Annotated in this window: 11 protein-coding genes; 6 read left to right on the top strand and 5 right to left on the bottom strand. The window is 39.5% G+C overall.

The window, feature by feature from the left end; all coding sequences use genetic code 11:
• The first annotated feature begins 61 nt into the window (after positions 1–61).
• A complete protein-coding gene (trhO, locus tag O0V13_RS07270; RefSeq protein ID WP_268034314.1) occupies positions 62–1,054 on the top strand; it encodes an oxygen-dependent tRNA uridine(34) hydroxylase TrhO in 993 nt (330 codons plus the stop codon).
• Positions 1,032–1,901 carry a nucleoside phosphorylase gene (locus tag O0V13_RS07265; RefSeq protein ID WP_268034313.1) on the top strand — a complete coding sequence of 290 codons (870 nt, stop codon included), beginning with the start codon at positions 1,032–1,034 and terminating at the stop codon, positions 1,899–1,901. Before trhO ends, O0V13_RS07265 begins: the two co-directional genes overlap by 23 nt.
• 6 nt (positions 1,902–1,907) lie before the next feature.
• On the opposite strand, the gene O0V13_RS07260 is transcribed toward O0V13_RS07265, so the two are convergent.
• The 3 genes from O0V13_RS07260 to O0V13_RS07250 form a co-directional block, all read right to left on the bottom strand.
• Positions 1,908–2,183: a hypothetical protein gene (locus O0V13_RS07260; RefSeq protein ID WP_073572721.1), complete on the bottom strand. Its 276-nt coding sequence runs from the start codon at positions 2,181–2,183 to the stop codon at positions 1,908–1,910.
• An 88-nt stretch (positions 2,184–2,271) separates the two neighbouring features.
• Positions 2,272–2,907 carry a response regulator gene (locus tag O0V13_RS07255; protein WP_268034312.1) on the bottom strand — a complete coding sequence of 212 codons (636 nt, stop codon included), beginning with the start codon at positions 2,905–2,907 and terminating at the stop codon, positions 2,272–2,274.
• Positions 2,897–4,855, bottom strand: a complete 1,959-nt coding sequence (locus tag O0V13_RS07250; protein WP_268034311.1) for a tetratricopeptide repeat-containing sensor histidine kinase — start codon at positions 4,853–4,855, stop codon at positions 2,897–2,899. The genes O0V13_RS07255 and O0V13_RS07250 overlap by 11 nt, the downstream gene beginning before the upstream one ends.
• A 278-nt stretch (positions 4,856–5,133) precedes the next feature.
• On the opposite strand from O0V13_RS07250, the gene O0V13_RS07245 reads away from it, so the two are divergent.
• Both O0V13_RS07245 and O0V13_RS07240 read left to right on the top strand, forming a co-directional pair.
• Complete coding sequence (locus O0V13_RS07245) at positions 5,134–7,569, top strand: TonB-dependent receptor domain-containing protein (protein WP_268034310.1); 2,436 nt, start codon at positions 5,134–5,136, stop codon at positions 7,567–7,569.
• A gap of 42 nt (positions 7,570–7,611) precedes the next feature.
• Positions 7,612–8,328: a DNA alkylation repair protein gene (locus O0V13_RS07240; RefSeq protein ID WP_268034309.1), complete on the top strand. Its 717-nt coding sequence runs from the start codon at positions 7,612–7,614 to the stop codon at positions 8,326–8,328.
• Positions 8,329–8,477: 149 nt separating this feature from the next.
• On the opposite strand, the gene O0V13_RS07235 is transcribed toward O0V13_RS07240, so the two are convergent.
• Complete coding sequence (locus O0V13_RS07235; RefSeq protein WP_268034308.1) at positions 8,478–10,391, bottom strand: ABC-F family ATP-binding cassette domain-containing protein; 1,914 nt, start codon at positions 10,389–10,391, stop codon at positions 8,478–8,480.
• 113 nt (positions 10,392–10,504) lie between these two features.
• Here O0V13_RS07235 and O0V13_RS07230 point away from each other — a divergent pair, with 113 nt between their 5' ends.
• Positions 10,505–10,987, top strand: a complete 483-nt coding sequence (locus tag O0V13_RS07230; RefSeq protein WP_268034307.1) for a peptide deformylase — start codon at positions 10,505–10,507, stop codon at positions 10,985–10,987.
• A 25-nt stretch (positions 10,988–11,012) separates the two neighbouring features.
• On the opposite strand, the gene O0V13_RS07225 is transcribed toward O0V13_RS07230, so the two are convergent.
• On the bottom strand, positions 11,013–11,903 hold the full coding sequence (locus tag O0V13_RS07225; protein WP_268034306.1) for a sugar phosphate isomerase/epimerase family protein: 891 nt from the start codon (positions 11,901–11,903) through the stop codon (positions 11,013–11,015).
• Positions 11,904–12,217: 314 nt separating this feature from the next.
• Here O0V13_RS07225 and xerD point away from each other — a divergent pair, with 314 nt between their 5' ends.
• Entirely contained in the window at positions 12,218–13,126 is a 909-nt protein-coding gene (xerD, locus tag O0V13_RS07220; RefSeq protein WP_268034305.1) for a site-specific tyrosine recombinase XerD, read from the top strand.
• Positions 13,127–13,621: the final 495 nt, after the last annotated feature.

The raw sequence follows: 13,621 nt of genomic DNA, 5'->3' as shown, positions 1-13,621 counted from the left end.
GCCAGCTGTTTATATTTAAATCTAAAAAACCAAAACACCCTGCCGAAACAGGGCTTCAGTTATGGAAAAAAACAAAGAATACCAAGTACTTCTGTACTATTGCTACGCAAAAATTGAAAACGCTGAAGAGTATCGAGAGCAACATCACCTTTTCTGTGTAGAAAATAATATCAGAGGCCGAATCATCATTTCTGACGAAGGTTTGAATGGGACTGTCTCTGGTTTGAAAGAAGATTGCGAAAAATACATGGCCTATGTTCATTCCGATCCTCGTTTTGCAAAAACTGAATTCAAGATCGATTCGCATGAGACTCATGCTTTTGCAAAGATTCATGTAAGATACAAGCCTGAGATTGTACACTCTTCATTGAGACACCTGGACCCTAATGTAAAAACAGGGAAACACCTAGAGCCTGAAGACTTCAGGAAATTGAAAGATGAAGAAGATGTGGTGATCTTGGATGTTCGTTCCAACTACGAGCATGAGTTGGGTCATTTCAAAAATGCCTTGACTTTGGATATCGACAACTTTAGAGACTTTCCTGAGAAAGTGAAAGAGTTGGAGCATTTGAAAAATAAGAAGGTACTGACTTATTGTACTGGAGGGATCAAATGTGAAAAAGCTTCTGCATTCTTGTTGGAGCAAGGATTTGAGGATGTGTATCAGTTACATGGAGGAATCATTAAATATGGCATGGAAGCAGGTGGAGAAGATTTCGAAGGGAAATGCTATGTATTTGATAATCGAATCGCTGTAGACGTGAATAAGGTAAACCCAACTGTGGTTTCTAAATGTCATGTTTGTGGAACTCATTCCGATAGGATGGTCAATTGTGCCAATCCAAGCTGTAATATTCACGTAGCTGTTTGTGAGGAGTGCGGATGGGAACTAGAAGGAGCTTGTTCTACTGAGTGTAAGGTACATCCTGAGAAGCGTCCTTATGACGGAACGGGATATTACCAAAAGCAATCCAACGGGTATAATCCCTACAAAGGCTTACAACGTTCACCAAAAAAAGAAAAGCAACTCCATGGCGAAGCGGCAAATTCTTGAATCTGAATTGATCCTTAATGCTGATGGAAGCATCTATCATTTACATTTGAAGCCAGAGCACCTGGCTTCACTTGTTTTTACAGTAGGTGATCCTGATCGTGTTCCTTTGGTTTCTCAGTATTTCGATCAGATAGACTTTCAGATTCGCAAAAGAGAATTTGTTACTCATACTGGCTGGAGAAATGGTCAGAGAGTTACCGTAATGAGTACTGGCATGGGAACCGATAATATTGAGATTTTCATGACAGAGCTTGACGCACTGGTCAATGTGGATCTAGAAACTCGTCAAGAGAAAGAAGAAAAAACCAGGCTCCAGATCATCAGATTAGGTACTTCTGGTAGCATGCAGGGAAGTATCCCAATTGGTTCTCTTTTAGCATCTGAGATAGCAATCGGAATGGATTCTTTGATGGCTTATTACCCAAAATTGTCTGGATCTCAAGAAATCGGAAAGGCTGTGAAAGAGGAATTGGGGTTGGGATTTTCTCCCTATCAAGCAAATGCATCACAATTGCTAATGTCAAAGTTAGGGAGTGAATTTGTCAAAGGAGTGACTCTGACCTGTCCTGGGTTTTATGCGCCTCAAGGTCGAGAAATAAGACTTAGACCTCGATTCGATCAGTTTATTGAAAGACTTTCAAGTTTGAAAATCAACGGGAGGGAGTTGACAAACTTTGAAATGGAAACAGCAGGATACTATGCCATGGGGGAATTACTTGGGCATGACATGTTAAGCCTAAATGCTATCGTGGCTAATCGACCTTTGGGAACGTTTGATGAAAAAGCTGAAAAAACCGTGGACCATTTGATCCGCGCAGCTTTGGAAGTTTTTGTTGCAAAAAAATAATCACCCTTACGCTAAATATCTTTTTTCGAAGAAACTAGAATCCATTTTTAGATCGTCCCATTCATTGTAATCAATCTGTTGAAGCATCTTCCCTAAAAAATCGGCACACTCTTGTTTGCAGAGATAAACACCAAATGTGTTTTCCGTCCGATTGACTAAAAATGCTCTGCTGCTATCAAAAAGTCTAACCAAATCCTTCCAAGACCCTAAAAGAAGTAGTTCATCTTTATTTTGGGCAGTCTGGATTATTTTAAAATTGCCAAGAGAGCTTGAGATCTTCATAAAAAATAGATTAATGTATAGTTCAAAGCTATGTTTTATGATGACCAAGATCAATACGTATTAATACGTATTTTTCATTAAAACCCTCTTATTCAATGAAGCTCCTGTTCTTTTGAGCCCAGATTAACAGCGCGTTATGCTTTTTTTCAAGATTTAGCTTAGAAATCATATTGGATCTATGCTTATCGACAGTCCTCTCTGAAATGAAGAGTTTATTTGCGATGTCTTTGGATGAAAGACCTGTAGCAATAAGCCGTAGAATTTTCTTTTCGGAAGGGGTGAGCTGAGTTTCTTCTCCATTTACGGAGCTATTTTCTATTTCTTCAAATATTTTTTCACTAAAAAATGTCCCGCCATCTAAAACAATCTCAATTGCTTTGGAAAGATCGTTCAATGCGAAATCTTTGAGTATATAACCCGATAGGTTTAAGTCCTTTGCCTGATGATAAAAGTATAATTCCTTATGAAGGGTGAGAAGGATAAACTTGGTGTCAATTCCAATGTCTTTACAGTTTTTAGCTACCTCTAGACCTGTAAGACCTGGCATTTCCAAGTCTAGGATTGCCAGAGGTGGTTTGGAATTTTTGATCTTTTCCAAGGTGTCCAATCCATTGGATTCGGCAGCAATAACATCAAAGCCAAGATCACTTAAGAAGTCTTCCAGACCCTTCAACAAAATGGGATGATCATCGGCAATTATCACCTGTGTTTTATTAGTCGACATTTACAAAAAACCTTAATGTGGTACCTTTTCCCTTTTCACTGTTAATATTCATCACCCCAGAAATAGAAGCGGTTCTCTCTTTGAGAGTTTTTAATCCAAGGCTTTGAAAATCTTGATATTTTTCAGAAAAATCGAAGCCTTTTCCATTGTCTTCAATCAGAAGTAAAAGCTTTCCTCTCGTGATATTTAAGTTCACCCTCAAGGCCTCCGCTTCTGCATGTTTTAATATATTGTTGATCGCTTCCTGGGCGATCCTGTATAGTTGGAGCTCAGTCTCTTTAGGGATTTTATTTTTTAGATCTTCAATATCAGTGCTTACGAACAATTCAGTCTCCCGGTCAATCTGGTCAAGCATCTGTTCCAATGCCATGGAAAGCCCAAGTTTTTCCAACTGCATGGGATGCAGGGACCTCGCTATTGATCTCAGCTCGTTGATTGCGGTATCCAACATTTCTCCAGCATTTTCCGGTTGATTTAGGATTACTTTGTTTTTAATCAGCAGTAAACTTTGACCCAGCCCATCGTGAAGGTCTTTGGATATCCTTTTGCGTTCCTCTTCCTGCGTTTTTAATAATTCTCTGGAAAAGTTTTCTTGAAGCTCCTTTTCTTTCTTGCTGGACTTAAGCCTGATCATTAAAAATCCGAAACCACCAAGTGCTAATAGTCCTACCATGGAAAAGGTGAAAAGGGTAGTTCTTTTTTCAGAAACTTGCTTTAGGTTTTCTACTTCCATACTCTTTTCTAAAACTGCTTTTTCCTTTTTCTCGGTTTCATACAGAGTTTGAAAATAAGAGAAGCTATTCCTCTGATTGGATTCGAAAATAGAATCTTGGTAATGATTTCTTGCTTTCAGAAATTGTAATGCCGATGCGGTGTTTCCCAGTTTCTCATTAGCATCTTCCAAAAGCTCATAGGCTTCCAGTTTGTGATCCATATCCCCACTAGATTCTGCTTGAGTCAAAGCTTTATTTCCTAACTGCAAAGCAATGGAAGGATTGCCTTTTATCAATTCTATTCTTGCCTTCGCTATGAGATAAGAATTGTGATTTTCATTCACCTCAGAGGATATTTGCATTTCTTGGACAGCTCTATTGAAATATAATTCGGCACTATCCAGTTGAAGACGCTCTCCAAAAAATTTAGAAATACTGAATAAGAGAATAGGAGGAATATAAGGTCTGACTTCACCTGTTTGACGCAAAGAATCTGCTTTCAACAAATTTTTAATTTGTAGGGAGCTAAGACCTTGTTTTTTCAAGTCATTGGCCCGATTGTAAAGTTGGGTAATTTGATTTTCAACCTCTCCTTTTGAAGCAGCATCTGATATGAGTTCTTGCCTGACTGAATCTGCTTCTGCATACAGTCCATATTTACTAAAGAGAATAGCCGCCCCTGCTCTTACATAATTTGCATATTCGGTATCTCCTAAGGCCTCATAAATATCTTGAGCTTGATGATAATCCTGCATTGCTCGTAGGAAATTCCCTTGATAGTCTTCTGCCTGAGCTCGGAAAAAGTAAGTATCAGCTATATAGATAGAGTCTTGGTTGGTAAATCTTTCAAGTGCGTCTGAATAAGCTAGAATTGCCGAATCAAAATTGTAAAGATTGAAATAAGCTCCTGCAAGTTTGAGATGAAGGTTGCCTTTTAGCTCACTTTCCCTGAGTTCACTTTCATGCGAGAGGGCCTTTAGCAAAATGTCTTTTTTGAGAGTGTCTGATTTAGCCTCAGGATTAAAAGTGTGAAAGAGTGCTATGGATTTCTCTGCCTGAGCCTTGAATTGAGCGGATTTTTCATACAAATGAATCAATTGTAGAGTCAATTGAAAGCGTGTCGAATCGGGTAATTCGGAGTTCTCCAATTTACCTTCTAACTCCTCAGTTTGGAAAATAGAGTCCTGCACAGCAAATGTCGCTGGAGATAAAAAGAAGAAAAAAATTGTCAGCATTAAAAAATGAAATGCGCCGACAGACAGGTGTTGAGTCCGCATATTCAAATATAACTATTAGTGCCTTACAAATCTTCTTATCGATTATAATCCTCTCTTTCCAGTCCCGCTAAAACTGAGTTATTGCAGCTTATCATTAGTCTACTCCATAGGTAGGATTAATGGGGTGGTTCGAAACAAGAAAGGCTGGTTTTTAGTTAATAAAGTATGAACTCTCTGATTATTAAATAATTGTGAGTTTTTTTTATTGAGCCTTACTAACCCAAAACCCTTTATCAATGCTTAAAATGTACTCTATAACATGTTTCCTTTTTTTATTTGTTACAGGGAGTATTTCAGCTCAACAAATCAACTTAAAAGGAAAAGTGGTTGACTTGGAAGAGAGTAGACCATTGGAGTTTGCCAATATTGCCTTACTCAGTGTTCAGGATTCATCAGTTGTGACTGGAGGTATGACTGATTTGGATGGTGCTTTTGACTTTGACGCGGCTAGCGGAAACTACATTTTCCGAGTTGGTTTTATTGGATATGAGGAGTATTTCGAAAAAATCGATCTTGGAGATAGAAACCATGTCAATTTCGGAGTAATCAAGCTTCAACCAGACTCACAAAATTTAGATGAAGTAGTGGTGGAGGGCGTAACATCCATGTTTGAATCAGATATAGACAAGCGAACCTATAATGTTGAGAATAGTATCGTTTCCCAAGGTCAAACAGCGGCTCAACTACTCTCCACTCTTCCCTCTATCCAAGTCGACGATGAAGGGGGAATCACCATGCGTGGGAGTGGAAATATTCTTATTTACATCAATGGACGTCCTTCTAACCTTTCAGGCGATGATACAGAAAGTATTCTTGCCCAATTTCCTGCGAATAGTATTCAATCAGTAGAATTAATTACCAACCCTTCTTCGAGATACGATGCCACAGGAGTGGGAGGGATCATCAATATTGTTTTGAAAAAGAATGAAAAATTGGGCTTTAATGGCCAAGTGGATGCTTCTATTGGTACTCGTGAAAAGTATCAAGCGGGAGTAAATCTAAACTATGGTACTGGAAAGGCCAATTATTACATGTCTTATAATTACCAAAATAGAAGGCAGATTGAAAAGGGAGAGGGGACCAGAACGACCGATATTGAAGGCTTTTCTCCGACACTAAGTCAAGTTCAAGACGGCTACGAATTGGAAAAGACCCATTTGCTTAGAGCAGGGGTTGATTATTCTATTTCTCCCAAAGGAATGCTGGGCTTATATTTTCAGGGGAATTTTGATGATGAGATAGAGTACGCAGATATCAACCAAGAAAACTTGAGTCTCACGGGGACTTTGGATTCAAGTTTTGTCAGGCAAAATGAAGAATTCAGTAAGAGCAAGAATTATGAAGGGGGAATCAATTATACCTTGAATTTGGATAGTCTTGGACAAAGGCTGTATACTTCTCTTTCATATGCATATGATGATCGTGGTCAGGAGGAGTTTTATGAGCAAATGTTTTTGACTTCGGAAGGAGCAAGTGATCCAACTAAGCGATTGACCCAAACCAATGACAGACCTCGAGAAAGTAACCTGGTGGTCTTTCAGATGGATTATGAAAAGCCATTTGAGTCAGGGGCAAAGATTGAATCCGGATTGAAAGGAACATTTGGGAACTGGATGTGGGGACAAACTTTTGCCCAAGGAGATCAGTTCACTGATTTTGAACCCATAGAAGTAGATTCATTGACTGACACCTTTGATTTTATGGAAAATGTCTATGCTGGATATTTTACCTATAGAAATAAGAAAGGGGACTTTGGATATCAATTGGGAATGAGAGCTGAGTATACCGAGACTTTAGGAGAGACGGTCAGAAATCAGGAAAGCTACCCCAATGATTACTTCAACCTTTTTCCAAGTATGTTTTTGAGCTATACTTTGGGGACCGAAAATGAACTGACAGCTAACTATACCAGAAGAATATCCAGGCCTAGAATGTGGGATTTGGCTCCTATTTATCGGGTAAGAGATCAATACAACTTGAGTATTGGTAATCCCGCTCTTCAACCGGAATACACAGATAGCTATGAGTTTGGCTATATGAAAGGCTGGGAAAGATATTTACTCAATGCGACTGTTTACCATCGATACAGTACCAATGTAGAAACGAGAATTACCAGAATTACCGATGATAATGTGGCCATCCAAAGTAGAGAAAATGCGGATACTCGCTCTGCAACGGGCTTTGAATTGGTAAACCAAGTTCAAGTCACCAACAATTTTGATGCGACGCTTACCGGTAACTTCTTTTATTCTAAAGTGAATGGAGAAAATATCGAAGGAGGCTTTAGCAATGAGAATTTCAGCTGGACCTTGAGCTTTTTGGGGAATTGGTTGATACCAAAATGGTTTAATGTACAGTTCCAAGGAAACTATCGAGGACCGATCGTTTTGCCTCAGGGGCAAATCGAACCACAATGGACTCTGAATGTAGGGATGCGAAAGGATGTACTCAAAGGAAATGGTACGATCAGTTTGAATGTTTCCGATGTGTTCAATACAAGAAACTTTAGGATTACGACAGAAGATCCTCGATTTACCCAGTTTAGAAAATTCCAAAGAGAAACCAGAATCGGGACTTTATCCTTTACCTATCGATTTGGAGGATTTAAAGAAAAACAAGGTGAAAGGGGCTCTCGAAGAGAAGGAGGAGACGATATGGGGGATGACTTTTAAAAGAAAGGCTGGTCAATTGATCAGCCTTTTTTACTTTTAGGAATGAGTGAGTTGACCGAGCAAATTATTGAAGCGCTGAAGGATAAAGCCATTCCTGAAAAAACAGCTTTTTTTCCGAGATTTTTCAAATCGGGACCGGGTGAGTATGGAGAAGGAGATCAGTTTTTTGGGGTAAAGGTTCCTGACCAGCGAAAAGTTGCCAAAGAGTTTTTCAAAGAAATCAGTCTGGAAGAATTGGAAGAGTTGCTAAAGAATCCAATTCATGAGGTTCGATTGACTGCTGTGATTGCCCTGGTGTATCGTTATCAAAAGACCAAAACAGAAGAAGGCAGAAAAGAGCTGGTTGACTTTTACCTTAATCATCTTGAATTTGTCAATAATTGGGATTTGGTGGATACTTCTTGTCATCCGATTTTGGGAGCATACTACCTCGACAAGGAGAAAAGCTTATTTTATGATTTGGCCAAAAAGAATCACCTATGGAGCCAACGTGTAGCTATGGTCAGTTCGTACTATTGGATCAAAAGGGGGGAATATAAAGATGCCTTGGCTTTGGCTGAAATGCTGAAAAACCATCCCCACGACCTCATGCACAAAGCTGTGGGATGGATGCTTCGAGAGATAGGGAACAAGGATTTTGATGTGGAGTTTGATTTTTTGAAAGACCATTATCAATCCATGCCCCGAACAGCCCTTCGCTATGCCATTGAGAAATTTCCTGAAGATTTGAGGCAGGATTTTTTGAAGGGTAATATATGAAATACAATGGAAATAAATTTCATGAAATATGACACCCTCTGGGGGTCGAAATAGCCTCGCTCGCCTACGAAAACTAATTTATTTTCAAAGTATTTCACCGACCAGAGGGAGGTTTGTTTTTATTGTATTTCCACCATATTTCAAAGCTTTTAGCCTTCAATCCCCTCCAATTCACTTAACTCCAGCCAAATCATTTCCAACTCTTCCAGCTCGGAATCTATTTCACCAATTCGGTTGGAAAGCTTCATCAACTTCTCATGGTCATCTATCCCTTCGGATATTTTCTGAGTGATGTTTTCCTTTTCCACTTCCAATTTAGCAATGGCCTCATTCGTCTTTTTAAACTCCTGCTTTTGCTTATAGCTTGCTTTAGTTTTTGGAGAAGATTCAGTTTGATCACTTTTAATCTCTAGAACTTCGGTTTTTGGTTCTGAAGTCTTGGTACTTGATTCTAGGCTCTTGCTACTGTTTTCTTTTTCCCATTCTCTGAAATCGGTATAGTTGCCAGGGAAGTCCTTGATCTTACCTTCTCCTTCAAATACAAATAAGTGCTCTACCAATCGGTCCATGAAGTATCTATCGTGAGAAACGATAATCAAGCAGCCTGGGAAAGTATCCAGGAATTCCTCCAAGATGTTCAAGGTCATCAAGTCCAAATCATTGGTCGGTTCATCGAGGATCAAAAAGTTCGGATTCTTAATCAAAACCATCAACAACTGAAGTCTTCTTCGCTCTCCACCGCTCATTTTCCCGATAGGGGTGAATTGCTGCTTCGGTGGAAAACCAAACTGAGTCAAAAATTGACTGACGGTAATAGTTTGTCCTTTGTCCAAGACCACGACTTCCGCCACTTCTTTGACCACATCGATCAGTCTTTTTTCTTCGTCAAATCGATCCTCTTCCTGTCTATAATAACCGAATAAAGTGGTCTGTCCTTTAGTAACAGTTCCCTGATCCGGATTGATTAGTCCAGTAATCGTTTGCAGGAAAGTTGTTTTGCCGGCACCATTAGGTCCTACGATCCCGATTCTATCTTTCTTTTTGAAGATATAGGAGAAGTCTTCAATCAGGTTTTTCTCTCCATAGGCTTTGGAGATTTTGTCGATTTCCAGGATTTTATTTCCCAATCGTTGAGTGGAAACAGTGAGCTCAATGTCCCTCTCTTCTCTTTTGGTAAATGCTTTCTCTTTGGTCTCCTCAAAAGCATCCACACGGTATTTGGCTTTGGTGCCTCGGGCTTTGGGTTGCCTTCGGATCCAGTCGAGTTCCTTTTTGTAAAGGCTTTTCGCCTTCTCAATTTCCACATCCTCAATTTGCATTCGCTCGGCTTTTTTAGTGAGGAAGTAGCCATAATTTCCAAGGTATCGATGAATTTTTCCCTGATCGAGTTCCAATATTTCGTTGGTGACTTTTTCTAAGAAATAACGGTCATGAGTTACCATGAAAATTGCCAAATTGGCTTTGGAGAGATAATCTTCCAGCCATTCGATAGTTTCTAGATCTAGGTGGTTGGTAGGCTCATCCAGCAATAGCAAGTCTGGCTTCTCCAAAATAGCTTTTGCCAAAGCGACTCTTTTTCTTTGCCCTCCAGATAGATTTCCAACAGGTAGATCCGTGTCATGAAGTCCTAATTTTCCCAGTACTTCTTTCACCTGATATTCAAAATCCCAAGCCTGAAGCGCATCCATTTGCTCGAAGAGTCGGGACATTTCATTGGAGTTGTCGATTCCCCTTTCGGATTCAAGAAGAGCCTTGTGATAAGCCTCAATGACTATCAAAACCTCTGAATTACTTTGGTCGAAAATAGTTTGGTAAATGCTCAGATTGGAGTCGAAAACCGGGTTTTGATGCACATAGGCAATTTTGACAGCCTGATTCAAAGCAACTTGCCCGGTATCTGGGATCTCCAATCCCATGATGATTTTCATCAAAGTGGATTTTCCAGCCCCATTGATTCCGACTAATGCGATTTTTTGACCTTGGGAGATTCCGAAAGATATATTTGAAAAAAGCTTTCGTTCCCCAAAAGCCTTACTGAGATTTTCAACCGATAGGTAATTCATGGGGCAAAAGTAAGGGAAATAGATCTATTCCGACTCATTGAAAATGAAAGCTTGGGGAGGGAATGGAATAAATTTCAGATGACAAACTCATTTGTTTCGATTATTATTAGGAAATGAAAACCATCAATGACATTCTTAAGCTGGGAGATCCTAGGCTGTATGAAGTTTGCAAACCCGTGGTGAAGTCTGAATTACCACAGGTTTTAGACTGGGTAAATCAACTTCATGAAGCAATGGAAGATATCCGAAAAGTCTATGGTTTTGGAAGAGGGATTGCGGCTCCACAGTTAGGGATCATGAAGCGCTTGTTTTATCTCAACTTGGATAAGCCTTATATCATCATTAATCCTGTGCTGCAGGATTTGAGTGTTGAAAAATTTGAGCTGTGGGATGATTGTATGAGCTTTCCCAATCTTTTGGTGAAGGTGAATAGACATCAATCACTGACACTGTCCTATGTGGATGAAAACCGGGAAAAGCAAGTTTGGAAGGTGGAGGGAGCAATTTCAGAATTGATTCAACATGAATATGATCATTTGGATGGAGTGCTCTGTACCATGAGGGCGATCAATGATAAATCCTATAAATGGAGGTGATTATTCAATCACCTCCATTATTGTTTTAAGCGTTTTTAAGCATTTTTTCAAACACCTCTCGCTGCTCAATCATAGCTTTGACTTTATCATCTGGATCGGTTCTACATTCCAATAAAATCCAACCGTTATAGTTCACTCCAGAGAATAAGCTCATCAACTCCTGATAAGGATAATCTCCCAAGTTCATTTCACGAACATGAACGGTATCTCCAAGTCGATCTTTGACCAAGTTGAAATTGTACTCCAAACCTTGGCCATCCAAGTCTTCTTGGTTACAATTCCAACAAACCCCAGTTCCCTTATTCTCTACATAATCCATCATGACTTTGATGTTGGGAAGGTTTTGGGTTTCATGTCCGTGGACTTCCAATCGGATGACCTGGCCCATATCCAAAGCGTATTGGCCTAATTCATTGAGAGCTTTTCCGATTTGTTCCAAGGTCTTTTCATGAGAAACACCCTGCGGAAAAGCATTGGGTTTGACTTTCACACCGGATCCACCTACGTCTTTACTGAGTTGCAACCATTGCTTCGTCTTCTCAATATTGTCTTTTAGTACTGCCGGATCTGGACTATGATATTCGAAATTGGTTCCCATGCCAACGATTTCCACTTTGCTGTCGTCAAATCGCTTTTTGACATCTGCTCTTTGTGATTGCGTCAAATTAAGGCCTACCCCATGGGCATGATCCACTCTCAGTTCCACTCCATAGATTTTGGCAGCGGTACAATTTTTTATCAATGTAGGAACGTCCCAATCCTTGCCCCATAGATATGTGACTAGGCCCAGTTTCATTTTTTTTGTGGATAAAGGTTGGGAGGAGGCGAGTAAACTTCCTGGCAAAGCCAAGGCGCCAGTCATTAGGGAAATGTCTTTCAGAAAAGTTCTTCTGGATGAAAAATTAGGTTTTTGCATTTGTTTAGGGTTGATTTTTCCTACGAGCTTGATGTATTCCTTGAAAAAAGGGGAAGAGATTAATCTACGTAGATAGGTTTATTGAAATTGATTTAAGGCAAACTCATGAAACAAAATTTTGAATCAAGTCGATTTTAAAGTACTAAAAACCGAGGTGATCCCCAAACTCAATTTTTTGGTTGGTGTGATTTAAGTAAAATAAAATCAATTGGTTATCTATTTAAATACAAGTGGAATTGCCTTTTTGACTACTTGATTGAGCATTTTTTCTGCTTTTGTGGCTTTATTTTTGACCTGAATTTGAAAACGCATTTATGCAAAAATCCTGGGAAACCTATATCAAGAAATTCAGACATTACCTCAAGCTTGAGCGATCTTTGAGTCAAAATTCAATAGAAGCTTATTGTAGCGATACCGAAAAATTGGGAAGGTTTATGGAAAAGGAATTCCCGGAAGTGTCTCCTTTAGAGGCTTCAACAGACCAATTGCGGGATTTTATTAGAAAATTGGGAGAACTGGAAATCTCAGACTTTACTCTGGCAAGAATCATCTCGGGAGTAAAGGCTTTTTACAAGTTTTTGATGTATGAGGAGCTGATCGATAAAGATCCCGCCCAACTATTGGAAGCTCCAAGATTAGGCAGAAAACTTCCAGATACGTTGAGCTACCATGAAATCACCCAAATCTTGGAAGGGATTTCTCTAGGTGAAGCCCAAGGGCATCGAAATCGTGCCATGTTGGAGTTGTTGTATAGCAGTGGATTGCGGGTTTCCGAGTTAGTTGGATTGAAGCAAAGTCAGGTTTTTGAAGATGTAGGCTTCCTGCGGATCATAGGGAAAGGTAATAAAGAACGGCTTGTCCCAGTTGGAAAGGATGCTTTGAAATACATGAAGATTTATAAAGAGGAAGTCAGAAACCACCTTCAAATCGCCTCAGGAAATGAAGAGTATGTTTTTCTAAACAGACGGGGAAAAAAACTCAGCCGGGTGATGGTTTTCAAAATTATCAAGGAAGCAGTGGAGAAAGTTGGAATAGAAAAAAATGTGAGTCCCCATACTTTTAGACATTCATTTGCTACCCATCTGATAGAAGGCGGGGCAGATTTGAGAGCAGTTCAGGAGATGCTGGGACATGAAAGTATTACGACTACAGAAATTTATACACACTTGGATCGTGATTACTTAAGACAGGTTTTGACGGATTTTCATCCGGGAAGTAAATGAAATTTTCGAATGAATTTATTTTGTCAAATTGATCCTACCAACATATATATGGTTTAGAGACGTTGTGAAATCCACCCTTCGTTGATAATTAATCTCTTCGTCCTTTTTCCTTTAGGTAAAAAAGGACCAATCCCGACAACTGCGGGACCACCGCTGTCCATTTTTGGGTTAAAATCAATTTCCTCCCCACACGTCGACAAACTCCTCAATTTTGCATTGATTCTTATCAAAATTGCGAATATGGGGTTGCAAAATTTTCGTCAGACAGGCCTCCTAATTACAACCCTCACAATTGATTTTTTAACACCCAAAACTGGAAGGCGGGTCCATGCTAAAATTGATGTTCTCGACTTAGTTTCGAGACATCTGTTTTTCTCTTTATCAGAATTTTACCTGTTAATTAAATTGGACCATTTGCTTTGAAGCGGCTGGTGACGGATTGAGGTCAACAAGCGTTAAGAAAATCGGCTAGTTCCGAACTTGTTCGGAAATCCG

This window comes from Algoriphagus sp. PAP.12 (genome assembly GCF_026652115.1).
Lineage (GTDB): Bacteria > Bacteroidota > Bacteroidia > Cytophagales > Cyclobacteriaceae > Algoriphagus.
This window is presented reverse-complemented; position numbering and strand designations above follow the sequence as displayed.

Coding starts and splice junctions, on each gene's coding strand:
- trhO (WP_268034314.1), top strand. CDS start 62: ATGGAAAAAAACAAAGAATACCAAGTACTTCTGTACTATTGCTACGCA.
- O0V13_RS07265 (WP_268034313.1), top strand. CDS start 1,032: ATGGCGAAGCGGCAAATTCTTGAATCTGAATTGATCCTTAATGCTGAT.
- O0V13_RS07260 (WP_073572721.1), bottom strand. CDS start 2,183: ATGAAGATCTCAAGCTCTCTTGGCAATTTTAAAATAATCCAGACTGCC.
- O0V13_RS07255 (WP_268034312.1), bottom strand. CDS start 2,907: ATGTCGACTAATAAAACACAGGTGATAATTGCCGATGATCATCCCATT.
- O0V13_RS07250 (WP_268034311.1), bottom strand. CDS start 4,855: ATGCTGACAATTTTTTTCTTCTTTTTATCTCCAGCGACATTTGCTGTG.
- O0V13_RS07245 (WP_268034310.1), top strand. CDS start 5,134: ATGCTTAAAATGTACTCTATAACATGTTTCCTTTTTTTATTTGTTACA.
- O0V13_RS07240 (WP_268034309.1), top strand. CDS start 7,612: ATGAGTGAGTTGACCGAGCAAATTATTGAAGCGCTGAAGGATAAAGCC.
- O0V13_RS07235 (WP_268034308.1), bottom strand. CDS start 10,391: ATGAATTACCTATCGGTTGAAAATCTCAGTAAGGCTTTTGGGGAACGA.
- O0V13_RS07230 (WP_268034307.1), top strand. CDS start 10,505: ATGAAAACCATCAATGACATTCTTAAGCTGGGAGATCCTAGGCTGTAT.
- O0V13_RS07225 (WP_268034306.1), bottom strand. CDS start 11,903: ATGCAAAAACCTAATTTTTCATCCAGAAGAACTTTTCTGAAAGACATT.
- xerD (WP_268034305.1), top strand. CDS start 12,218: ATGCAAAAATCCTGGGAAACCTATATCAAGAAATTCAGACATTACCTC.